This is a genomic window from Paenibacillus sp. VMFN-D1 (assembly GCF_003386155.1).
Lineage (GTDB): Bacteria > Bacillota > Bacilli > Paenibacillales > Paenibacillaceae > Paenibacillus_AQ > Paenibacillus_AQ favisporus.
Genome location: NZ_QRDU01000001.1, coordinates 838,570 through 861,755, shown reverse-complemented (window position 1 = coordinate 861,755; position 23,186 = coordinate 838,570). Strand labels below are relative to the sequence as shown.

The following is a 23,186-nucleotide window of genomic DNA, read 5'->3' as shown; positions in this document are numbered from 1 at the left end:
GAACAATATAACACGAACATTTGTTTTGTTCAATACTTTTTTCGAACAATTGTTCCTATGTTTTTAGAGGCTGGTTTCCTTCATTCAGAAACCGCAAAAATCCCGCTCCATCAAAGCAAAATCATTTAGAACTTATGTTTGTACGAACGGCAGTTCTATGTTATAATTTTACCAAACGTTACTAAATGGGGTTGATGGGGAATGTCAAAGATATCTAGCCGGCAGCAAGCGATATTGGAATTTATCAGAAATGAAGTCCGCGCCAAGGGTTATCCTCCATCCGTCCGAGAGATCGGTGAGGCGGTAGGGTTGGCTTCCAGCTCGACCGTACACGGCCATTTGGACCGACTGGAGAAGAAAGGCTTGATCCGCAGAGACCCTACGAAGCCTCGTGCCATTGAACTGTTGGGACAAGAAGAATCCGAGAGCAGCAATCTGTTCACGCATACGATCGCCAGAGTTCCCGTAGTAGGCAAGGTCACAGCGGGGGTGCCGATCACGGCAACGGAGAACATTGAAGATTACTTCCCTCTGCCGCAGCACTATGTCGGAGATGAGAAAGTATTTATGCTTTCCGTCGTTGGGGACAGTATGATCGAGGCGGGCATTCATAACGGTGACTACGTCATCGTGAGACAACAGCAGACAGCCGATAACGGGGACATCGTCGTTGCCATGACGGATGAGGATGAGGCAACCGTGAAGACGTTTTACAAGGAGAAGGACCATATCCGGCTTCAACCGGAGAACCCGGCTTACGAACCTTTGCGTCTGAACCATGTCACCATTCTGGGCAAAGTCGTCGGGCTGTTCCGCGATATTCACTAGCAGATGGTGCTGGACAAGCAGCAATAGAGCCCTTGCTCTTCCTTACTCAGGAAGGTCAAGGGCTCTTTTCGGCGTTGGGATCAAGGCAGGTTGATTCAGGTGGGACACGCCTCACGGGAATCCGCCGTTTGCTCCAGACGGTACTCCGTCGGCGTTTTTCCCGTTTTTTTGCGAAATACCTGGGTAAAATGCTTGACGTCCACATATCCGACTTTGTCCGAAATATCGGCCAGCTTCAAATGCGTTTGCAGCAGCAGCTTGCAGGCTTGTTCGATCCGCAGATTGGTGACGTATTCCTTGAAGCCGTTTCCCGTCTTCTGCTTAAACAGCTGGCTGAAGTAGACCGGATTCAGAAACACGACCGAAGCTACCTTTTCCAGGGACAGATCCGTATGATAGTGCGCTTTGATGTACTGCACCGCGACCTCGATCGCGCGGTTACCGCCCGGGTTGTTGTATTCGTACTCCAGTGATGCTGATTCCTGGCGCATCCGCCGCACTTCCTCCGGCACCCGGTGAATATCTGTGATGAGTCCCGTCGACTGAATTTGGAAAGGCACCTTGACGCATCGTTTCAAGTTAGCGCGCAGCTCATCCGTCAGGCGTTTCATCCCTCCCTCTTCCTCCAGCGAGACGAGGCCGATCAGGCTCGTTTCGTCCATGCTTGTCACAAATCCGCAGCCGTGCGCTTCAATCAGCTCACCAAGCACATTTTCAATAATAAAATGCTCCAGATGCACCGGCGCGTCGCTCTCCATCTTAACCATCACCAGTTGGAATGCGGGGTAGCTCTCAATTATAGACGCGACGTCAAGGCGCCCGGTATCGAGTCCGCTCGCCCAGCGCTGAAATACAGCCTCGCGTAAATACTTCAGGTTAGACTTCAGCAGCTCCGCCTCGCGCACGATTTCGTTCTCCCGATCCATCTCCTGAGCAAGTCCGGATATCATGGAGAGCAGCAGCTCTTTCCCGATCGGCTTGAGCATATAGTCCTTAGCTCCAAGCTTGACAGCTTCCTGGGCGTAGGAAAACTCGGAATAAGCCGAAATAATGACCCATTTGATATGCGGATAACTGCCTTGGCACAGCTGCATCAATTCAAGGCCCGTCATTCCCGGCATGAGGATATCGGTCAGCACCAGGTCAATCCGGTGTCTGCGCAGCTGCTGAACCGCTTCCTCCGGATTCGCCGCCAGGTGAACATAATGCTGCGGATAGGACCGGTGGATGGTGCGCTTAATTCCGTCACGGATCACATGCTCATCGTCCACGACTAAAATGTTCATCTTCCATTCCTCCTTGGTGCCGGATTGGTAAACGGATGGTTACCGTCGTTCCTTCCCCTTCTTGACTGTCCAAGTATAAACCGTACGGACTGCCGAACATCATTCGGATCCGCTCATGCACATTGCTCAAACCGATGCCACGGCGAAGCACGGGGCCGTCTCTGTCCTCCGCTTTGGGCGACGTGCGGTTCCCGCCCTCCAGCAAGCTTCTGACCCGCATCAGCGTGTCTTCGTCCATTCCCTTCCCGTTATCCCGAACGACGACATGCAGGTCGTCCATGACCTGCTCCGCCGTAACGAGCAGCACGCCCTGCCGATCCAGCGGCTCCAGTCCGTATTTTACAGCGTTTTCAATAATCGGCTGAATCGTCATTTTCGGCAGCGTGACGTCCATCCACTGCGGATCCACATCGATCTTCGGTACGAGCCTGTCCTCAAGACGGTTCTCGATAATCGTCAAATAATGCCGGATCTGCTCCAATTCCTGACGCAGCGTCGTCCGGGAGGCCTCCTCCCAGTTGCTGCTGTAACGGAACATTTGCGACAGCGACAGAATGACCCTGCTGAGGCGTTCATTCCCCTTTTCATCCAGCATCCAGTAGATCATGTCCAGCGTGTTGTACAAAAAATGCGGATTCACCTGGGACTGCAGCGCCTGCAGCTGCGCGTTTTTCTCGCTAACGGTCGTGACCTTGATCGTCTCGATCAGCTCATCCATCCGGTGCACCATCCGGTTAAAGGAAGACACCAGGCTGTTGATTTCATCAAACGAGTCGACATTAACCGAACCGCTGAAATTGCCCATCTCCACCTTTTTCATTTCCCGGATCAGCAGCTTCAGCGGGGAAGCAATGTTGCGCGATACCAGCGTGGCCAGAACCGTCGAGACGATAATCAGCACGATCAGGACGATAACGAGATATTGGGTCGTCTGGTTCACTTCCGCCTGAATGTCGTGCTTCGGGGTAAAACCGTAGATCGTCCAGCCCGCCATGGGCGTATTGGCAGCAACCACCAGCTGGCTTGAGCTGTCATCCACAAGAATACCGTCCTCGGCACCCGGCTTCGGAATGCTGGCAAAGTTTGGCGCCTCCGTCCCTTTTTTACCGGTCGAAGCGATGATGTTGTTGTTCTGGTCGATCAGGTACACGCGGCTGCCCGGGCTGATCGTCACATTGGACATCGCCTCCATGATGGACGAAGGATTCGCTTCGATGACCATGATGCCAAGCTGCTTGTGTGTGTTCAGATCGTACAGCTTCCGTCCGAACACAAAGACGTTCTCTTTCTGCTGCAGCGTGTTGATCGGCGATCCCGGCATCATCCCGAGCCAGACCATATTGCCTGACGAGGCGTTCAGCTCGTTGTACCATGACGTCTGGGCGTAATTGTTGTCGATGACCCCGGCGAACTGGCGCTCATAGCTGTACACTTTGCCCCTGTCGGTCAGAATATGGATACCCGTAATATCGTTCCTTGAATAGTAAGCTGCTCCGATAATATTCGTAATCGTTCGTTCGTTTTCGATGGCGACGGTCTCTTTCACATGGGTCTCCTGAAGCAGCCGGGTCAGCTCGTAGTTGCTGTTGAGCGACTTGGAGAGACTGTTGTAGCCTTGAAGCAGCGAGTTGAACAGTCCGGCGGTCTGCGAAATGTTCTTCTCGGCGATATCATTCACCTTAGTATGAATAATGGAAATCGTGCGGTAATAATACACGACGCTGATCAATATCAATATGCCGGTCATGCAGCATAGAAACAGCAGAAAAAGACGGCTGTGAATCGAACGAAAATGTCGCCCCACAGATACATTCCCCTTTCGTATCCGGTCATCCATTTGTCATTCTATCACAGAAGCCGTCTTTGCCCTACTAACCTTTTACTGCACCAGCTACCATACCTTGGGTGATCTTGTCCGCCAGCAGGAAGTAGATAATGATGACCGGAAGCGCGCCCAGCACGAGAAATGCGCCGATGGCCCCATAGTTGACCGAGTATTGGCTGACGAAGCTGTTGACGCCGAACGGCAGTGTTTTCAGCTTTTCCGATGAGATAAACGTCGCTGCCAAAATATATTCGTTCCAGATGTTGATGAATGTCAGGATGCACACCGTCATCACCGGCGGAACCGAGATCGGCAGGATGATGCTCGAGAATATGCGTCCGATCCCCGCACCGTCCACCACCGCGGATTCTTCGATTTCGTGCGGAATGGTTTTCATAAACCCGCTCAGAATAAAGATGGCGATCGGCATGGAAAATGCTACGTACGGCAAAATGATCGACAGATGCGTATTCAGAATATGCATGTTTTTGAAAATGATCATGAGCGGCAGCAGCGTCGCCTGCATCGGGATCATCATTCCGATCAAGAATACGACCATGACCGCCCCGCCAAAGCGCCACCGGAAACGGCTGATCGCATAGGCGCACAGGGAGCTGAGAATAATGACCGCAATCATCGTCACGGATGTGACAAAGATGCTGTTCAATAAATAGCGGAAATAGTTGCCCTCCAGCGCAGCGCTGTAATTGGCCCACTGCGGCGAATGCGGAAGGGCAAAGAAGCTGCCCGACAAAATTTCTTCATTGGATTTCAAGGAATACAGGAGCAGCCACAACAGTGGATACACCTGGGTTACAAACAGAATGCCCAGCACCAGAAACACGATGGCCTTCGTAACGGAAAACCGTTTGCGTCTGGTTGCGGCCACCTGCTTGTTCAAAGCGACGGCAGTGCTTGTGTTCATCGGCGGTTTCCTCCTTTACGAGTATCGTTTCTCCAGCTTGTTGAAAATGAAGTTGATGCAGAACGTGGCGGCCAGACAGAGCACCACCAGGAATGCGGCGATCGAGCTGCCGTAACCGTATTTCATGGACGTGAACGACATATTGTACATGTGTGTGGAAATGACGTCCGTGGCATGCGCCGGTCCGCCGCCCGTCATGACCATGATCATGTCGAAAGCCTGCAGCGAGCCGATGAAGGCCAGCACGATGGAAATTTTGAAAATCGGGACAATCAGCGGAAACGTAATGTGCCAATCCGCTTTAAAGCCTTCGGCACCGTCGATACGGGCCGCTTCGTAAACATCGTCAGGGACATTCGAAATGCCTGTAAATTGAATGAGGGTGTGGTAACCCAGGTACTGCCACAGGGCGACGAAATACAGCGAGTACATGGCGACCGAAGGATCGGTGAGCCAGGCTTTGCCCCATGAATGCAGTCCGACTGCATCCAGGATTTGATTCAGCATACCGCCCATCGAAGCCGGATTATAGATCGTTTTCCACAGCTGGCCGACGACGACGACGGACAAGATGACCGGTAAAAAGTAGCTGGAAACCAAAAAATTCGGTTTTCGCACGTAACGCTTCAGCAGTATGGCTACAAGCAGTGCGATCGGAATCTCGGCCATGGAGAACACCGCAAACATCAGCGTTCTCCGCACCGACGGCCAAAATACCGAGTCGTGGAACAGCAGCTTTTTGAAATTGGCCAGACCCACAAACGTCGATTCTCCGATCCCGTTCCAGTCCAGCATACCGCTGTACATGGATACGAGGATGGGAACAAACACAATACCGATATAGATGATTAAGCAAGGAAGCACAAACGCGGCAATCGTCCAGCGGGAGACCTTCAGCACGTTCACGACTTACCTCTCCTCCTTCTCCTTCTTGGCTGCAATATTCCTCATGGGAATTGAAGGGAACGGCATCCGAAATGCGTCCCCTTCATGTTTAATCCCTGTTCTCTCTATAACTAGCTGTATCCGTTGTTTATTGATTGTTATCTTCGAACCCGGCTTGATGCTCTTTCGCCACGTCCGCCGAATTTTTCTTCTGAGCGAACAGGTTTTGAATGCTGGAGAGGTGAACCTGGGCCGTGCCCGGATTCATTGTGTTATCAAACGCCAGGTCTCCGCCTTTGACTTCCTTGAACATGTTCAGCACGTCCATCGCCATGTCGGAATATCCTGCAGCCTTGAAGTCGCCGTCCACTTTCTGGCCGATTCCGACAGCGCCTTTAGCTTCAAAGGCTTCTTTCGGGAAGTTCAGCATGAAGTAATTGAGGAATTCCTTCGTTTCTGCAAGATGCTTGCTGTCTGCTGCAATCGCGAACGCGCTGCCCGGTGCCAGCATGAATTCGTCCGGGTTGCCTTTGCCGCCGATCGTCGGGAATTTGAAGACGCCGACTTTGCCGTTTACGGAAGACGATTCAATGCCGCCGGTGGCCCAGGTTCCCATGTAGTACATGGCTGCTTTACCGGTTTTGAACAGGTTCTCGCCGGCGTTGTAATCGAAGGAGGTTGCGCCTTCCTGGAAAGCTCCGGCTTGAACGAGGTTTTGGAATGCGTCAACCGCCTCAACGAAGGCCGGATCTTCAAACGTCTTTTTCTTGTCGAGGACATCCTTCAGGAATCCAGGGCCGTTGTTCGTGCGAAGCAGCATGTTCATGAACAGGAACGAACCGGTCCAGGTGTCTTTCTCGCCGATTGCCATCGGCTGAATGCCTTTGGATTTGAGCGTTTTGACGACGTCGACCATTTCCTCAAACGTGCTTGGAACCTTCACGCCGCCTTTTTCAAACAGTTCTTTATTGTAGTACACCACGCCGATGTTGTTGCCGTCGGGTACCGCATAAGTACTGCCGTCAAAGCTGTACCAGTCCAGCAGCCCGTCCTGGAACGTGTCCTTCAGACCGTTCTCGGCCAGCATGTCATCAAGCGGAGCCAGCAGCTTGGCATCAACAAAAGGCTGCATTTGCGCCGCAGGGTTCACGACCGTAATGTCCGGAATTTCCTTGGAGGCCGCCTGCGTTTTCAGCTTCAGCTTCTGCTGGTCGGTGTTGAGCGAGTCCAGTTCGATTTTGATATTCGGATGATCCTTCTCATACTGATCCACAATCTTGTTCATGATCTTGTTCTTTGGATCCGTCGGGTCCGGATAGATGTTTTGGAAAGTAATCGTAATGTTCTTGTCCTTCGATGTGTCGGATGTGCTGCTGTTGGATCCGGCCGCGCCCGATGCGCTGCTGCCAGAATCCTCCTTGTTACCGCTTCCACAAGCCGTAAGACTAAGCGCCAAGGTGCCTGTAAGCACGATGCTTAATAATTTCGACATCTTTGCCATCTTGTTATCCCCTTTTTGTTTGGTATGGGTTCATTATGCCGCGATTCGACTCGAAAAGGGAGGTGAGAAATTCAGGAAATAGGTTTAATTTCTAAAGGTCCCTTAAATGATTGACCCAGACAATGTAATATTACAAAACGAAGCATTGCTGAACAATCGACAAAAAAAGGAACCCTGTAAGGGTCCCCTGAGAATCCTTTCATCCTCATTTAGAGCGTGTACATCCCTCAATCCATCCAATCGGTGCAGGTGTCGGCGAGCTGCTGCAGCTCTTGCAGAAACATCCCGGCATGGTACCCGTCACAGACGGCATGATGCACCTGCAGCGAAACCGGGAGCAGCACGTGCTTCCCTTCCCGAAAATACTTGCCCCCCGTGATGATCGGCAGCAGGTAGCTTCCGCCATGATCCAGATTCAGGTTAAAGCCGGTAAAACTGACCCATGGAATCATGGATACGGAGAAGGTATGAGGCGGCATGTCTTTTTTCGTAAACAGCCCCATGCTCTCCCCATAACGGAGCTGATCCTCCCGGTAAAGTTCCATAAAGCTCCGGCAGCTGCTGCTGTACTCCGTCCAGATCGCGGAGAAGGTATGGTTTTCCGGGTGAAAAATCGTATAACACGGACTCATCTGCTCCCAGTAGCCCACCTGCTCCTCCCGAATATCCATCCGAAACTCCACATGCGCATTTACGATTCTGGACAGCATGTACAAAAAGGCGGGGTACAGCTTCATCCCCCTCTTCTTCAGCTCGCCCAGCAGCAAGGTGATCTCGATGTTGGCTGTCATGCTGAAGGTGCACCGGTTCTGTTTGAAATAGTGGTCAAAATAAGGCTGTCTGTCCCACTGCCCGGTTTGGATCGGAATAAATTTCATGTATGAACCCTCCTAAAATGTGTATTTCGCGATTTTAGGAGGGTAAATCAACGGATTTCACCACGACGCTCACTCCATGTACAGGATTGGTTACTATGCCATTGTATCCAATTTCGCTGGACAACAAAACAATTTTATAGAGTTATAGACTCCTGCTTTCCCTTTCTAGCACGGTTTCACATAAGTTAGATCATCAAGAGATGAAAGGAGAAGTCAGGTTATGAACATCTCCAAATCGCTGTGCGACCGATTGGCCGCCATTCTCGGGGGCAAAGGCACGTCGGACGGAAAAAGCTGCTCCATCATGATCGAAAGAAAGCTGAATGCCAAAATCCTCGGCAGAAACTATGAAACCGAGCACGAAATCACGATCCAATCTTTGAAAAACGGCACAACGCTCAACACAGCGGAAATCACGCTGCTTCAGTCGGAAGTCCAGCGCTTTACCAGTGCCGCCCGCAAGCAAGGTTTTAAAGTGACCGCTATCCACAATCACTGGCTCTTTGAAAAGCCGAGGTTGATGTACCTTCATTTGGAAACCGTCGAGAACCCCGTTACGTTTGCCAGAAAATTAAGAGCGGCTTTAAATGTGCTGAAAAAGTGATCTGTGTGCATCGCTGAAAGGATGATGCCAGTTCCGAGAAGAAAAGCCCGCCGGCAGATGCCAACGGGCTTTCAGAACCCTTTATTTTAGTAAATAAAGGCTCTCGTGATGATGACCAGCAGGATGAAGAGGACCAGGATTGCTCCTACGCCTCCGCCCCACAAACCACCATAACCGTATCCTACTCCAACGCCTCCAACGCCATCGCTCATGTGATAACCTCCTTGATTTATAAGGTACACCATATTCATATGGCGAAAAGCATATAGAGGTATAGGCTAAATGGCAAGAACCGTGAGATTGGGCAGCTGCCGGGCAGCCTTAAAAAAATCCCCCGCACCGGTCAGGTGCAGGGGATTGTCCATTCTTAGTACAGCGTGATGTATTGATCACGTTCCCATTGATGAACTTGTGTGCGGTACATATCCCATTCGATTTCCTTCAGCTCGTAGAAATGAGCCAGGGCATGCTCGCCGAGCGCGTCGATGATGACTTCATCGCGGATGAGTTCGCCGAGGGCTTCCTTCAGGTCGGCCGGCAGGCTTGGGATGCCTTCTTCAATGCGCTCTTCTTCGGACATCACGTAGATGTTGCGGTCGATCGGCGCCGGGAGCTTCAGCTCGTTGCTGATGCCGTCAAGGCCGGCTCTCAGCATAACGGCAAGCGCCAGGTACGGGTTCGCTGCAGGATCCGGGTTACGAACTTCAACGCGTGTGCTCAAACCGCGGGAAGCCGGAATCCGGATCATCGGGCTGCGGTTGCTGCCGGACCAAGCCACGTAGCACGGAGCTTCATAACCTGGAACGAGGCGCTTGTAAGAATTGACCGTCGGGTTCGTGATGGCTGCCATGGCGCGGGCATGCTTCAGCACGCCTGCCATGTAATAGCGGGCGGTGGCGCTCAGGCCCAGCTCGTCGGACTCGTCGTAGAAGGCGTTCTCGTTGCCTTTAAACAGCGACTGGTGGCAGTGCATACCGGAACCGTTCACGCCGAACAGCGGCTTCGGCATAAAGGTCGCATGCAGACCATGCTGACGGGCAATCGTTTTAACGACCAGTTTGAACGTTTGGATCTGGTCCGCTGCCTTCACGGCGTTCTCGTATTTAAAGTCGATCTCGTGCTGTCCCGGCGCCACTTCGTGGTGGGAAGCCTCGATTTCAAATCCCATTTCTTCCAGCGTCAATACGATCTCGCGGCGGCAGTTCTCGCCGAGGTCAGTCGGGGCCAGGTCAAAATATCCACCCTGGTCGTTCAGTTCCGTCGTCGGATTGCCTTTCTCGTCGGTCTTGAACAGGAAAAATTCCGGCTCCGGACCTACGTTCATGGACGTGTAGCCCATCGCTTCCGCTTCTTTCAGGTTGCGTTTCAGAATACCGCGAGGGTCTCCGGCAAACGGAGTGCCGTCCGGCATATAAATGTCACAGATGAGACGCGCAACGCGGTCTTCCGTCACCCAAGGGAAAATGACCCAAGTGTCCAAATCCGGATACAGGTACATATCGGATTCCTCGATGCGCACATACCCTTCGATGGAAGATCCATCGAACATCATTTTATTGTCGAGCGCCTTCTTCAGCTGGCTGACGGGAATTTCCACATTTTTGATCGTTCCCAGCAAGTCCGTGAATTGAAGACGGATAAAACGGACGTTCTCTTCCTCCGCAATACGCAGAATATCCTCTTTAGTATAACTCACGATATCCTCTCCCTTTCTCACATGTGATTCCTGTTATTTTTTATTAAAAAACCGGGACAGCTCGCCTTGAATCAATGAGACCTGACCCGGTCTCTTACCAGATACCAGCTGCTGCTTCAGCAATCGGTGCAGCTGAGATTCCGACAGTTCTCTGCGCTTTACCTCGGTGTCGGCATTAAGGACAGTGGCTTCCTCAGACTCTTTGGACACAGGATTCATGACCTGCTTGATTCCCGCGATGTTGACGCCCTTCTCAATGAGCGCCTTAATCTCCAGCAATCTCTCCACATCGTTAAACGAGAACAACCGCTGGTTGCCGGAGGTGCGCGCAGGCACGATCAAATTGTGCTGTTCGTAATACCGGATCTGCCGCGCGGACAAATCGGTCAGCTTCATGACGATACCTATCGGGAATAATGCCATGTTTCTGCGAATTTCATCACCCATGACTCATCTCAACCTTCCACATGAACTATTTCTCATGTTCCATTGTACATTTCATGATATCACACGTCAATAACGTGTCAGATAAACTTACAATAATTTTCGATTTTTCATCGTCTGTAACGCCATCATTACGCCATATTTGACGTGTGAATAGGTGAGTCCGCCCTGCATGTATCCGATATAAGGCTCCCGGATCGGCGCGTCTGCAGACAACTCCAGGCTTCCCCCTTGAATGAACGTCCCGGCAGCCATAATGACCGGATGCTCGTAGCCGGGCATGTCCCACGGCTCCGGAACGACGTGGCTGTCGACCGCTGCCGCGCGCTGGATCCCCTGGACGAAAGCGATCAAATGATCCGGTCCGGTAAAGGAAATGGCCTGGATCAGGTCGGTGCGCTTCTCGTTCCATGCCGGCTTGCTCTCGAACCCCGCCTGCTCAAACATCGCGGCTGCGAAAATGCTGCCCTTGACCGCTTGTCCCACGAGCGTCGGCGCCAGGAAGAGACCCTGGTAAATCCCCCGGGTCGCTCCCAGCATCGCTCCCACCTCACCGCCGATGCCCGGGGCGGTCAGCCGATAGGCTGCAAGATCAACGAGGGCTTGTCTGCCGCAAATATAGCCGCCGGTTTCGGCAATACCCCCGCCGGGGTTTTTGATCAGCGAGCCCGCCATCAGATCTACTCCGACCTGCGTCGGCTCTATTTCCTCCGTAAATTCGCCGTAGCAGTTGTCCACGAACACGATCACATCCGGCTTGATTTGCTTCACGCGCCGGACCATTTCGCCAATCTGCTCCACCGTGAACGAGGAACGCCAGTCATACCCGCGCGACCGCTGGATGCCGATCACCTTCGTTGAGCCGGAAATGCCGGCTTCTACAGCCTCCCAGTCTACGTCTCCTGACGCAGTCAAGGCAGCTTCGCGGTAAGTAATCCCGAAATCGGCCAGGGAGCCCGTACCATCCCCTTTGCGGCCGATCACCTTATGTAATGTATCGTACGGCCGTCCGGTAATGTAGAACAGCTCGTCGCCAGGGCGGAGCATCCCGAACAAGGCTGTTGAAATCGTATGGGTCCCGGAAGCAAAATGCGGGCGTACCAGAGCGGCTTCGGCTCCGAATACGTCCGCATACACCAAGTCAAGCACTTCTCTTCCTCGGTCGTTATAGGCATAACCGGTTGAGCCGGCGAAATGAAAATCGCTCACCTGATGGCGCTGGAACGCTTCGATGACCTTCCACTGATTATGGTCCACGATTCCGTCCACCATCCGGAGCTGATCTTCGATCCGCCGCTCGGCTGTATCTTTCCACTGTATTAGTTCGTCTGCAAATGTTACCATGTTCCCGGTTTCTCCTCACTTCTCATTGGTCAGAAGGTCTGACCTGTTCTTTAAAGCTCTCTACGATGTAACCGTACTTCTCATAGTCAGGCTTGTGCACCTGCACCGTATAAATCATATCATCATTGTCGGCATCCTGGCCAATCACTTCGCCGACCCGGTGCAGCTGGGACAATATATCACCGCGTCCGGCAGGTACGCGGAAGGTTAATGTATCTCCCGTCAGCCTCGTCTGTACTGCTTCGCGAACGGCCAGCAGATCTCCTTCCGCAAAAGCGCTGATTTTTAAATAACCCGTCCCGGATGGCAGCATCTCCAGCTGCTCCCGGGTGCAGGCGTCTTTTTTGTTAAAAAGGATCAGCTGCGGCTTGTCAGCCGCCCCCAGCTCTTCCAGAATGGAATCCACCACCCGCATTTGTTCATCGCGCATCTCCGACGATGCGTCTACGACGTGCAGCACGAGATCGGCCTCATTCACTTCCTCCAGCGTGGCGCGGAACGCGGCGACGAGGTCATGCGGGAGGTTCTGGATGAAGCCGACCGTGTCGGTCAGGATCACTTCGCTGCCGCCGGGCAGCTTCATGATGCGCGAGGTCGGATCCAGCGTCGCAAACAGCTGGTTTTCGATATAGACGTCAGCGTTGGTCAGCTGTTTGAGCAGCGTTGACTTGCCCGCGTTCGTGTAGCCCACCAGCGCGACCTGGACCACCCCGCTCTTCTGCCTGCGGCCGCGGTGCAGCTTCCGGTGCTTGGTAACCTCTTCAAGCTGGCGTTTCAGGTCGCCGATCCGACCGCGGATGTGCCGGCGGTCGGTTTCCAGCTTGCTTTCCCCCGGTCCCCGCGTCCCGATACCCCCGCCGAGACGGGAAAGGTTTTTGCCGTGTCCGGACAGCCGTGGCAGCAGGTACGTCAGCTGAGCCAGCTCCACCTGGATAATCCCTTCGCGCGTTTTGGCGCGCTGGGCGAAGATATCCAGGATAAGCTGGGTGCGGTCGATGATTTTGGCATCGAGGGCCTCCTCCAGATTCCGGACCTGGGCGCCGGAGAGCTCCTGATCAAAGATGGCCGTATTGCCGCCATGCATTTCCAGAACCTGCTTCAGCTCTTCCACCTTGCCCTTGCCGATAAACCATCTCGCATCCGGTACATCCCGGTTCTGCACTAGCATTTCCAGCACTTCCACGCCGGCCGTCTCGGCCAGCCGGACGAGCTCTTGAAGCGAGTGCTCCGTATTCATGCCGGATCTCTTCACCTCGTCGGTCACCAGGCTGACCAGTACGGCCCGGTCCGGAATTTCATGATTCGTGTCATACGTTTGGTTTGCCATGATGATCTGCTCCTTTTCGCTTCAGCGTCCATTGCTGCAAAATAAAGATCAGTTCAAACTGCCGGGCGCGCCTTTGGCTTCCAGCTTAAAATCCTCGGTCCGGAGCGTCATCAGCTCCAGCTTACCCGGGTTGCTGTGCGCATAATGATTCAGCAGCCGCACAGCCTGATTCCGGATGGACTTCTCGATCGTGTTGCGTACGTACCTCGCATTGCTGAAGGCGTGCTCGCTTTCGCCTTTCTCCTGAATCAGGTGCTGCCTCAATTTTAGTATCGCCTGCGGCATCAGGATGTAGTCCCGCTCCTTGGCCATCAGCTCGGAGATCTGGATCAGCTGATCGATCGTATAATCGGGGAAATCGACCTGAATCGGAAAACGCGACGGCAGCCCCGGATTCGTTTGCAGAAAAAAGTCAATCTCCTCGGAATATCCGGCAAGAATCAGAATGAACTGATTTTTGTGGTCTTCCATCGCCTTGACCAGCGTATCGATTGCCTCTTTGCCGAAATCCTTCTCGCCGCCTCTGGCCAGACTGTACGCTTCATCGATAAAAAGAATGCCGCCAAGGGCTTTCTTGACCAAGTCCCTGGTTTTCTGCGCGGTATGTCCAATATACTCACCGACGAGGTCGGCGCGTTCCACTTCGATCAGGTGGCCTTTGCTCAGCACCCCCATTTTTTGAAACAGCTTGGCGATGATTCGTGCTACTGTGGTTTTACCCGTGCCGGGGTTCCCTTTAAACACCATATGATATACATGTCCGCCGCTGGCCAGCCCCGCTTCCTGACGCATATGGGCGATTTGGAGCATGGCGTAAATTTCAAACACGAAATCCTTGATGCTGTCCAGCCCTACCAGCTGATCCAGCTCTTTTTGAATTTCCTGATACAGGCTGTGCTGAGCTGTATTCTTCTGGGCAGAGACCGGTTCCTTCTCCGGAACGGCACTGCTGACGACAGGAGGCTCCTGGCTGCGCAAAATCACATTGATTTGTCTGGATGGCCTGCCCTCCGGCCGGCCGTTCGCGGCCGCTATACGCCCGTTCATGCATCCATCACCTCATTTATCTACAGAGATGTATTCTCTATTCAATGTATTCTACTTGCCCAGGCGTTATTAGCAGTTTCCCATCTATTTCAGGCCTGTCAGCAGCAGCAGCTCATCCAGCTTCCATTTGGTGTAGGCCAGCACTTCCCGGGGCTTGTGATACTTCATCTGCAGCGTTCTGGACTCTGTTAAACCAAGGGCAGGTCGGGTGTAGTCCAAAAATTTCGCAATGTCCAATGAGCGCATGCCATGGTATTGATGCGTAACGATGACAGCGCTTTGCCAACCCCGCTCTCTCATAATCTCCCGGCTGAACAGCAAATTCTCATAGGTACTCGTCGCCTTGTTTTCCAGAATAATAGCCGATGCCGGCACGCCGTGGTCCACCAGGTAATTCCGCATGCCTTCGGCTTCGGTATACTTGTAATCCGCCCGGTCCAGGCCGCCGGTGACGATAATATACGGAAACTTGCCTTCCTGATAGAGGCGGAGCCCTTCGTCCAAGCGTTCCCGGAGACCGGGGCTCGGCGAGTCCCCCCACATCGATGCGCCGAGAATAATGCCGACATCGCTTGCCGATGCCGGTACGGAGCTGTGGGCCCCGTTCATGAGCCGCCATGCATACCCGACCCACAGCAGTCCGAGCAGGACCAGAACGGCGAAGGTAATCAGCAGCTTCCGAAGCACGGACACTCTCTTACGCTTGGTTACGACCACCGATCCCCCGCTGCGGGCGTTCATGACTTCCTCCGGAATTCACCGTTGTCAAATAGTCGCTTCCGGTCCTCAAGGGACATGAGGAAGTACGGAAACTGATGCGCATCAATGGCTTTCATCACGTTCTTCGCCGTTGAGATTGCCAATTGGTAGTCTTCCTTGGTGATATCCCCTCGGGTCAGCGCATCATCCAGTTCGTCCTCATCCAGCAGGAACACCTCTCCGTTTCGAAGGACGACCACATCCAGATACAAATCGTCAAACCAAGGCACGCCTTGTTCCGTGACCCCCTGCGTTTTGCAGGTGTCGATGTACCATTGGATGATTTCGTTCCGTTCATCGAACATTGCCGTGACAATATAATGGCTGTTATGGGGAAAGTACTGCAGCCACGAGTATCCTTTATCCGCGATGCGGTAGGTGTGATTTCCGTAGTTTTTCCAGAGCGGCTCTTTCAGGTTGTAAATCGTGTACAGCGTAATATAGCCTGTGAATGCGTCGCTCTCAACATAACGGCAGGCGAAGCGGCGGCGGGAAATCCGGCGCCAGTTCGCTCGATCTCCAAATTTTCGTTTCATGGAAAATTCCCTCTCCAATATGGTGTCTTCAGCTTATCACATTTGGGAATCACACTCAAAATATTGCCAGACAGATGTGCGGACAGCAAAAAAAAGACCCCTAAATGAAAGGGGTCTAAAACAAAACTTATTCGATTCGGTTACGGAGTGGTCACGGTTCCTGTGCTGCCGGAACTGGAATCACCCGGGTTTTGGAAGGTCGTTCCGTCGGTGCTTCCGGTTCCGTCGCTGCTGCCGTTGTCGGTCGTTCCGCCGTTCTCAGGCGGGGTTATCGTACCTGTGCCGCTATCGCCGGTTGTATCCCCGCTAGAGCCGTCGCTGCCGCTATTGGCGCCGCCTCCATGGCCATTGCCGTTGTTGCCATTGGAACCGCCGTTCCCGTTGCCGTTTCCATTGCCGTTATTGCCCGGGCCGCCGTCATTCCAATTTCCATTGTTGCCGTTATCGCTCCCATTTCCGTTACCCATATCGCCGTTGTCTCCGCCCTGGCCGTTGTCGGTATTGCCGTTATCCGGATTACCGTTTCCGTCCTGACCGTTATCTCCGTTGTTCTGATCAGGCGGGGTTTGTTCGTCAGGCGGTGTATCGATCGTGATCTGCACCGTATTGGACGGATCCGACTCGGTACCCGAATCCGGGAAGTATGCCGTGACATAGTATTCGTACGTCATACCCGGCAGTGCTCCCATATCCTGGGCCGTCGTGCCTGCTACGCCATCCAGAATCAGCGAGTAGTTCGCTTCGGACGATTCTTTACGATAGATACGATACTGGGCGTTACCGGAATCCACGCCATTCCAGCCCAGCGTGACCGTCTGGGTGTCGATGTTGTAATCGGCGCTCAAGCCGCTTACGTGGCCCTGGTTCTGATCCTGCTCCGGTTCCTTCACCGGCTCCTGATCTTTGACGTTATCCGGAACCGGGAACTCCTTCTGAGGGAAGTCCTTCACGACCTGGTCCATGACCTTACCCCAGAAGGCCGCCGCCAGCGGACTGCTGTTGTGCAGCAGATGCGTTTTGTCCGGCTTGTCATAGCCCATCCAAACCGCAGCGGTCAGTTCCGGCGTGTAGCCGACGAACCATACGTCGCGGTTCGATTTGACACCGGTATAACCGCTTTGCGTTGTGCCTGTCTTACCTGCTACCGGACGGTCGATTCTGGCTTTCCGGCCCGTACCGTCTTCAACGACCTTTTTCATCATTTCGGTCATTTGGTATGCGGTATTTTCGCTCATGACTTTCTTGGCGCTGTCTTTATGCTCATAAACCGGCTTTTCGTCGCTGTCGACGATCTTCTTGATCGAATACGCCTCGTTCATCTTGCCGCCGTTGGCAAAGGCGCTGTACGCCTGAGCCATTTCCAGCGTGTTCGTTCCCTTGCTGATACCGCCGAGCGCCATCGCCAGGTTCTTGTCATCTTCGGTCAGCTGAATGCCTAGGGATTCTGCGAATTTGAAGCCGGTATTTACCCCGATTTGGTTCAGCAGCCATACAGCCGGAATGTTCTCGGATTTCTGGATCGCTTCGGCCATGCCGATCGTATCCGAATATCCGTGCAGGTTGCCTGGGCAGTAGCTGCCGAAGCACTGCTTCTTGTTGCTGAGCGATGAGTACATATCGAACTTGCCGCTTTCCAGCGCAGGCGCGTACGATACGATCGGCTTAAAGGCCGACCCCGGCTGCCTGCGGCTGTTCGTGACGCGGCTGTAGCCGCCGCGCGTATAATCCCGTCCGCCTAGCAAGGCGACGAGCGCACCAGACTCCTGGTTCATGATGACCATGGAGCCCTGCACCGGCTGGTCATCCGGGCTTTTCTCGAAGTTCGATTCGTCCGCAAACTCTTTCTCCAGCACTTTCTGGGCGTTCGCGTCCATCGTCGTATAAATTTTATAGCCACCGATGTTCAGATCGTCTTCGCTGAGCCCGGTGACTTCTTCCGCCTCATTCATGACGTAGTCCATGAAGTTCTGGTACTGCTGCTGTTTTTTCGGCGGTTTATACGTATATTCGACTTTTTTCGCGGCGTCGGCCTCTTCCTGCGTGATGTACCCTTCTTGGGCCATCAGGTTCAGCACGACGGCGCGGCGCTGCATGGACAAGTCCGGATTGCGCACCGGGTTGTATTTCGAAGGACCCTTCGGCATGGCCGCCAAGGTGGCCATCTCCCACAATTTCAAATCATTCAAATTGCTTTTGCCGAAATAATACTTTGACGCTTCTTTAATGCCATAAATCTGCCCGCCGAACGGAATACGGTTCAAATACATCGTAATGATTTCGTCTTTTGTCTTGTTCCGTTCCAGCGCCATGGCGATGGACACTTCAGTCGCCTTCCGGAAGAAGGTTTTGTCCCGGGTCAGAAAAATGTTTTTGGCGAGCTGCTGCGTAATGGTACTGCCGCCTTCGACCTTGGATCTGGCAATGATGTCCTTGACGGCCGCCCGGCCGATCGACCACAGATCGACGCCGCTGTGCTCATAGAAGCGTTTGTCCTCTGTCGCCACAAAAGCCTCCTTCAGCAGCTTCGGAATATCCTCGCTCTGGACCGGATCGCTCTTCTGCAGGGACAGCTCACCCATCAGATTGCCGTTGCGGTCGAATACCTTGGATGTTTCGTGTACGGTCAGCTTATCCTTGTTCGCCTGCAGCAGGCGCTCCCCGTTGACCGTAATATACAAATATCCGGCAAGCGCACAGAAGATAGCAAATGCACAGGTGAAAAATAACGTCCAAAACACGCGCTTTCCGGATATTTTTTTCTTCTTATTCTTGGTTGTCTTTTTCATTGTCTTGGGCTGTTCTTTGTTTCTATCAGACCTCGACAGCTTGTTGTTGTCCATGGTACCCTCCTGACTCCCTTTTGATTTCTAAGCTCGGAATGAAAAGAACAACCCTTGCAGGTTGCTCCGCTCCATTTCCTATGCTTACAGAATGAACGTCTATAACGGATTTATCCGCATCCCCGCCATCCTATACTCTTTAACGAAAGTCATTTGAAAAAGTTTCAGCTATGAGGCTTGTCCTGTTAAATTATACCTCGTTCTGGGTTTCCTGCATCAGGGATACATTGCGTTGAGGCGTAACCGTTGAAATCGCATGCTTGAACAGCATTTGCTGCTTGCCGTCCGTATCCACCACGACGGTGAAGTTGTCAAACGCCTTGATTAAGCCTCTGATTTGAAATCCGTTCACAAGAAAAATGGTGACAGGGATGTTTTCTTTGCGAAGCTGGTTTAAAAATGTATCTTGGATATTGATGGATTTGTTCATTAGCCGTACCCCCAACGATTCAATTAGATTGTTTTGAAGTATATTCAAGATTTAAGAGAAACTTTCCTGCTATTATATCACGGATTGCGGCGAAATTCGCGAGAAAATTTCCCGTGTCCGTGACGTCCACCCACTGAATTTCCTTCATGTGGCGGAACCAGGACAGCTGGCGTTTGGCAAACCTGCGCGTATCTCTCTTCAAAATGGCAACAGCCTCTTCCAGGGTAGCTTCACCCTGCAAATATGAGATGATCTGTTTGTAACCCAGTCCCTGCATCGAGACCAGATCCGGTCCGTAGCCCTTATCCAGCAGAGAAGAAACCTCTTCTACCAAACCCTGCTCCAGCATCTCATCGATACGGGCTTCAATACGTTTATATAGCATTTGCCTATCCATTGTCAAACCGACCAGGCATAATTGATACGGTGATTCCCGGGTTTGGCTCTTCAACTGGGCCGAAAGAGGGATACCCGTCAAATGATAGATCTCAAGCGCCCGGATAATGCGCCTTTGGTCATGGGGATGCAGCCTCAGGGCGCTCTCCGGGTCGACTTCCGCCAGCCTGGCATGAAGTGCCTCGGCACCGTAACGCTCCGCATAGTCGGCCTGTTCCTGCCTGAACGCCTTGTCCTCCCCCGCTTCGGCAAACTGAAAACCATAGCAGACCGATTCGACGTACAGACCTGTTCCCCCGACGATAAAAGGCAGCTTGCCCCTGGAATGGATATCTGCGATCAGCCGGGAGCATTCTTCCTGAAACTCGGCGACCGAGTAGGCTTCGTCCGGCTCGTGTATGTCGATCAGGTGATGCGGGATGCCCTGCATCTCTTCTTTGGTAATTTTGGCGGTCCCGATGTCCATCTGGCGGTAGACCTGCATGGAATCCCCGGAGATGATCTCGCAGCCCAGCGCCTTGGCGATCTCAATGCTCATTTTGGTTTTGCCGACGGCGGTGGGGCCGATCAGCACCAGCAGTCGCGGCTTCGTCTCAGTTGTCAAGCGGTCGGTCAACACATATCACTCCATACGAAATTTTTGAATGCGGCCGGTCGATCGGCACGAAGCCGAGACGGGCAAATTCGCCGCTGCCTTTTTTCTCCTTCAGCACAACGGTCTTGCGAGCAACCCGGACGGCTTCGCGGATGCTCTCCGGCTGCAGCGGGTCGCTGTTGGCAAACGCGCGCAGCGGGCTGATGGACGAAGAATCCATCAGCGGCTCGCGGAACATCGGGTCGAAGTATACGATGTCCACGCTGTTGTCCGGCTGCTTGCGCAGCACGTCCAGATGATGGCCGCAGGCCACCCGGATCCGGCGCATGGCGTCATCCACCTCAGCCAGGCCGGAACGGTAGTGAGCCAGCCCTTCGGCAAGCATCGCCGCCAGTGCCGGCGAGCTTTCAACCACTGTGACATGTGCACCGGGCCCTCCGTGGACCGCAAAGACGAGCGAATCCGACCCGAGGCCGGCCGTACAGTCGAGCACCGTGTCCCCCGCAGTCATCGACGCCGCGTCCAGCATCGGGTCGCTCTCGCCCTTGAGCAGCCGCTTGGCGCGGACAAAGCCCATGCTGGGATGAAACTCCATCGGCGGACTTCCCGGCCTGACAAGCCTCGCTCCGCCGTCCAGCACGACGATGATTTCGTCATCGCCGTGCATTTTGGCCATTCTTGTTAATGGGGTGTGGCTTCTCGGGACATATTTGCCCCCCGTCTCGTTGGCCAGGGCGACCGCCCTGCCTACGATCGATTCAGCCGCTTTATCCCCCGTCGTAATAATCATGACAATCTCCAATCCTGTATAAAATCGGGCACCAGCCAAGCAAATGCGCTGTTGGTTTAGTTATACACCTTAATTCGTTTTATGAACCGTCCCTCTCCGTCACTTTCCGCTGCCCGCTGTGTTGAACCGCCTGCCGCGTTACATAACGCGCTTAAACAGCTTTTCCAGGTCATAGGTCGAAAAGGAAACGACGATCGGCCGCCCGTGAGGGCAGGTATAAGGCTGCCGGCATGCCGCAAGGCGGTCCAGCAGCGTCGTCGCTTCCTGCTCGGTCAGCTTCTGGTTCGCCTTGATCGAAGCTTTGCAGGAGCAAAGAATGGACGACGTCTCGCGGAGCTTGGCCAAGTCGATGCTGCGCTCGCTGAGGACCCATTCGGCCATCTCTTCGATCAGCGCTTTCTCCTCCCCTTTAGGGAACCAGTATGGATGGGAAACCACGCGGAAGGTCTGCCCGCCGAAATGCTCCAGATATACGCCGACCTGCTCGAACCAGTGCAGTTTCTGTGTCAGCTGCTCCGACTCCGACGGCGTAAACTCCAGCGTGATCGGCAGCAGCAGCTCCTGGGAAGCATCGGCTGGACGGCCGAATTTCTCGTAATAGAATTCGTAATTGATCCGCTCATGCGCTGCGTGCTGGTCGATCAGGAACAGCCCGTCCGCGTTTTGGGCGATCAGGTACGTCCCGTGATGCTGGCCGATCAGCGTCAGCTCCGGAAAAGGCGGAATTTCGGGCGGCGCCTCTGTGCCCGCCAGCAGCCGACTCGCGAGCGCCGGATTCGAGCTCTGCGATACCCGCCCGCTCTGCGACAAATTCAGCCGGTAGCCGGGAACCGTGTTTTCGCGAACCGTTTCACGCGCAGAATACGAAAGCTTTTGCTGCGCGTAGGCAGCTTCACCGGGCTTGCGCACGCTTCCTGCATTCGGGCTGCTTTGACCGGAATACCCTTGCTGCGCCGGCGCCTGTGCACGCGGGCCGGAGAAGCCCGTGCCGGCGGCCAGAGGCGACTTCACCGGCTGGCTGCCGGATGCGCTCACCGGATTGAGGGAGCCGCTAGCGTCCGAATTTCCGGTGTGGCCGGCTGGGCCGGGGTCCTGCGGCAGCGGGGCTTCCCGGCCGTCCATGAGCCCGTCCATCGGTCCGGCCTGCGAGGCAGGGCTTTTGGAGAAGTGAAACTGCTCCTGGATAAACGATCCTTTATCCTTATCGCCGATGCTCTGCTTAACCGGCTGCGGAATGAGCACTTCCTGCCGGAGCACCTGATGGATGCTGCTCTCCACGAACGGGAACAGCTCCTGCTCTTTGCTGAAGCGCACCTCCAGCTTGGCCGGATGCACGTTGACGTCCACCAGGGACGGATGCATCTTGACTTCCAGGACGGCGAGCGGGTAGCGGTTGATCGGCAGCAGCGTATGGTACGCCCGTTGAATGGCCTGATTCAGGCCGTAGCTGCGGATGTATCGCCCGTTGACGATGATCGAGATCCCGTTCCGGTTCGAACGGGTCCAATCCGGACGGCTGACGTACCCGTCGATCGTAAAATCCAGGTTCTCCGCATGAATCGGCAGCAGCGCCTTGGCGGCCTGCCGGCCGTATATGGCGGCGACCACCTGCAGCAGATCCCCGTTCCCGACGGTCTGCAGCAGCACGTTTCCGTTATGCCGCAGCGTAATCGCGATCCCCGGATGCGACAGGGCAATGCGGTACATGTAATCGGAAATATGCCCCAGCTCCGTCTGGATCGTCTTCATATATTTCAACCGGGCCGGCGTGTTGTAGAAGAGCTCCCGGACCGTCAAGTCGGTTCCCTTCGGCGCCGCCGTGTCCTCTTCGGTCACGAGCCTGCCGCCTTCGATGACGATTCGCCGCCCAAGTCCGTTATCGGCGCTCGCCGTGACCAATTCCACTTTGGCCACGGCGGCGATGCTCGGCAGCGCCTCGCCGCGGAACCCGAGGCTCGTGATGTTGAACAGATCCCTGCTGTTTTCGATTTTGCTCGTCGCATGGCGGTAAAAGGCGGTGCTAACGTCTTCCGGTTCGATCCCCGAGCCGTCGTCGGTTACGCGTATGCTTTCAAGCCCGCCCTCCTCTACCGTGACCTCAATCCGAGAGCTTCCGGCATCAATGGCGTTCTCCACCAGTTCTTTGACAACCGAGGCGGGACGCTCAACCACTTCACCGGCCGCTATCTGGTTGGCTATGTGCTCGTCTAAAACACGAATTTTCGCCATACCGTTCCCCCCATTTCAAAA

At 54.0% G+C, this 23,186-nt stretch carries 21 protein-coding genes; 2 read left to right on the top strand and 19 right to left on the bottom strand.

Translation table 11 applies throughout. From position 1 onward, the window contains the following. The first annotated feature begins 201 nt into the window (after window positions 1-201). Window positions 202-828: a transcriptional repressor LexA gene (gene lexA / locus C7820_RS04115; protein ID WP_076171240.1), complete on the top strand. Its 627-nt coding sequence runs from the start codon at window positions 202-204 to the stop codon at window positions 826-828. Between the two features lie 95 nt (window positions 829-923). On the opposite strand, the gene C7820_RS04110 is transcribed toward lexA, so the two are convergent. From C7820_RS04110 to catA, 6 genes are all read right to left on the bottom strand, one after another. Next, window positions 924-2,114 (bottom strand): response regulator transcription factor, encoded by a 1,191-nt coding sequence (locus tag C7820_RS04110; protein ID WP_116229858.1) that lies wholly within the window; start codon window positions 2,112-2,114, stop codon window positions 924-926. Then, window positions 2,089-3,918, bottom strand: a complete 1,830-nt coding sequence (locus tag C7820_RS04105) for a sensor histidine kinase (RefSeq protein WP_116229857.1) — start codon at window positions 3,916-3,918, stop codon at window positions 2,089-2,091. The genes C7820_RS04110 and C7820_RS04105 overlap by 26 nt, the downstream gene beginning before the upstream one ends. A gap of 67 nt (window positions 3,919-3,985) precedes the next feature. Beyond that, window positions 3,986-4,864 carry a carbohydrate ABC transporter permease gene (locus tag C7820_RS04100; protein ID WP_116229856.1) on the bottom strand — a complete coding sequence of 293 codons (879 nt, stop codon included), beginning with the start codon at window positions 4,862-4,864 and terminating at the stop codon, window positions 3,986-3,988. Window positions 4,865-4,879: 15 nt separating this feature from the next. Continuing rightward, window positions 4,880-5,770, bottom strand: coding sequence for a carbohydrate ABC transporter permease (locus tag C7820_RS04095; protein WP_076171233.1), 891 nt, complete (start codon window positions 5,768-5,770; stop codon window positions 4,880-4,882). Window positions 5,771-5,897: 127 nt separating this feature from the next. Then, window positions 5,898-7,250 carry an extracellular solute-binding protein gene (locus C7820_RS04090; protein WP_116229855.1) on the bottom strand — a complete coding sequence of 451 codons (1,353 nt, stop codon included), beginning with the start codon at window positions 7,248-7,250 and terminating at the stop codon, window positions 5,898-5,900. A gap of 227 nt (window positions 7,251-7,477) precedes the next feature. Continuing rightward, window positions 7,478-8,128 carry a type A chloramphenicol O-acetyltransferase gene (gene catA / locus C7820_RS04085; RefSeq protein WP_116229854.1) on the bottom strand — a complete coding sequence of 217 codons (651 nt, stop codon included), beginning with the start codon at window positions 8,126-8,128 and terminating at the stop codon, window positions 7,478-7,480. A 220-nt stretch (window positions 8,129-8,348) separates the two neighbouring features. Here catA and C7820_RS04080 point away from each other — a divergent pair, with 220 nt between their 5' ends. Beyond that, window positions 8,349-8,732, top strand: coding sequence for a DUF1259 domain-containing protein (locus C7820_RS04080; protein WP_116229853.1), 384 nt, complete (start codon window positions 8,349-8,351; stop codon window positions 8,730-8,732). A gap of 86 nt (window positions 8,733-8,818) precedes the next feature. On the opposite strand, the gene C7820_RS04075 is transcribed toward C7820_RS04080, so the two are convergent. The 13 genes from C7820_RS04075 to mutL form a co-directional block, all read right to left on the bottom strand. Beyond that, the gene (locus C7820_RS04075) at window positions 8,819-8,944 is read right to left on the bottom strand and encodes a sporulation protein YjcZ (RefSeq protein ID WP_094596460.1); all 126 of its coding nucleotides are present in this window, start codon (window positions 8,942-8,944) and stop codon (window positions 8,819-8,821) included. 155 nt (window positions 8,945-9,099) lie between these two features. Further along, window positions 9,100-10,428: a type I glutamate--ammonia ligase gene (glnA, locus tag C7820_RS04070; RefSeq protein ID WP_076171222.1), complete on the bottom strand. Its 1,329-nt coding sequence runs from the start codon at window positions 10,426-10,428 to the stop codon at window positions 9,100-9,102. A gap of 33 nt (window positions 10,429-10,461) precedes the next feature. Continuing rightward, the gene (locus tag C7820_RS04065; protein ID WP_076171220.1) at window positions 10,462-10,875 is read right to left on the bottom strand and encodes a MerR family transcriptional regulator; all 414 of its coding nucleotides are present in this window, start codon (window positions 10,873-10,875) and stop codon (window positions 10,462-10,464) included. Between the two features lie 87 nt (window positions 10,876-10,962). Further along, window positions 10,963-12,216 (bottom strand): methionine gamma-lyase family protein, encoded by a 1,254-nt coding sequence (locus tag C7820_RS04060; protein WP_116229852.1) that lies wholly within the window; start codon window positions 12,214-12,216, stop codon window positions 10,963-10,965. Between the two features lie 22 nt (window positions 12,217-12,238). Beyond that, window positions 12,239-13,543, bottom strand: a complete 1,305-nt coding sequence (gene hflX, locus C7820_RS04055) for a GTPase HflX (RefSeq protein ID WP_116229851.1) — start codon at window positions 13,541-13,543, stop codon at window positions 12,239-12,241. Window positions 13,544-13,591: 48 nt separating this feature from the next. Further along, window positions 13,592-14,590, bottom strand: coding sequence for an AAA family ATPase (locus C7820_RS04050; RefSeq protein ID WP_116229850.1), 999 nt, complete (start codon window positions 14,588-14,590; stop codon window positions 13,592-13,594). Window positions 14,591-14,674: 84 nt separating this feature from the next. After that, a complete protein-coding gene (locus C7820_RS04045) occupies window positions 14,675-15,331 on the bottom strand; it encodes a YdcF family protein (RefSeq protein ID WP_116229849.1) in 657 nt (218 codons plus the stop codon). Then, window positions 15,328-15,885 carry a ribonuclease FAU-1 family protein gene (locus tag C7820_RS04040; protein WP_116229848.1) on the bottom strand — a complete coding sequence of 186 codons (558 nt, stop codon included), beginning with the start codon at window positions 15,883-15,885 and terminating at the stop codon, window positions 15,328-15,330. Before C7820_RS04040 ends, C7820_RS04045 begins: the two co-directional genes overlap by 4 nt. 140 nt (window positions 15,886-16,025) lie before the next feature. Then, window positions 16,026-18,725, bottom strand: a complete 2,700-nt coding sequence (locus C7820_RS04035; protein WP_116229847.1) for a penicillin-binding protein 1A — start codon at window positions 18,723-18,725, stop codon at window positions 16,026-16,028. Window positions 18,726-18,915: 190 nt separating this feature from the next. Then, window positions 18,916-19,155, bottom strand: coding sequence for an RNA chaperone Hfq (gene hfq / locus C7820_RS04030; protein WP_076171204.1), 240 nt, complete (start codon window positions 19,153-19,155; stop codon window positions 18,916-18,918). 19 nt (window positions 19,156-19,174) lie between these two features. After that, window positions 19,175-20,155 (bottom strand): tRNA (adenosine(37)-N6)-dimethylallyltransferase MiaA, encoded by a 981-nt coding sequence (gene miaA / locus C7820_RS04025; protein WP_116231623.1) that lies wholly within the window; start codon window positions 20,153-20,155, stop codon window positions 19,175-19,177. Next, window positions 20,145-20,936 carry a class I SAM-dependent methyltransferase gene (locus tag C7820_RS04020; protein ID WP_116229846.1) on the bottom strand — a complete coding sequence of 264 codons (792 nt, stop codon included), beginning with the start codon at window positions 20,934-20,936 and terminating at the stop codon, window positions 20,145-20,147. Before C7820_RS04020 ends, miaA begins: the two co-directional genes overlap by 11 nt. Before the next feature lie 138 nt (window positions 20,937-21,074). Continuing rightward, complete coding sequence (gene mutL, locus C7820_RS04015) at window positions 21,075-23,165, bottom strand: DNA mismatch repair endonuclease MutL (RefSeq protein ID WP_116229845.1); 2,091 nt, start codon at window positions 23,163-23,165, stop codon at window positions 21,075-21,077. Window positions 23,166-23,186 lie beyond the last annotated feature (21 nt).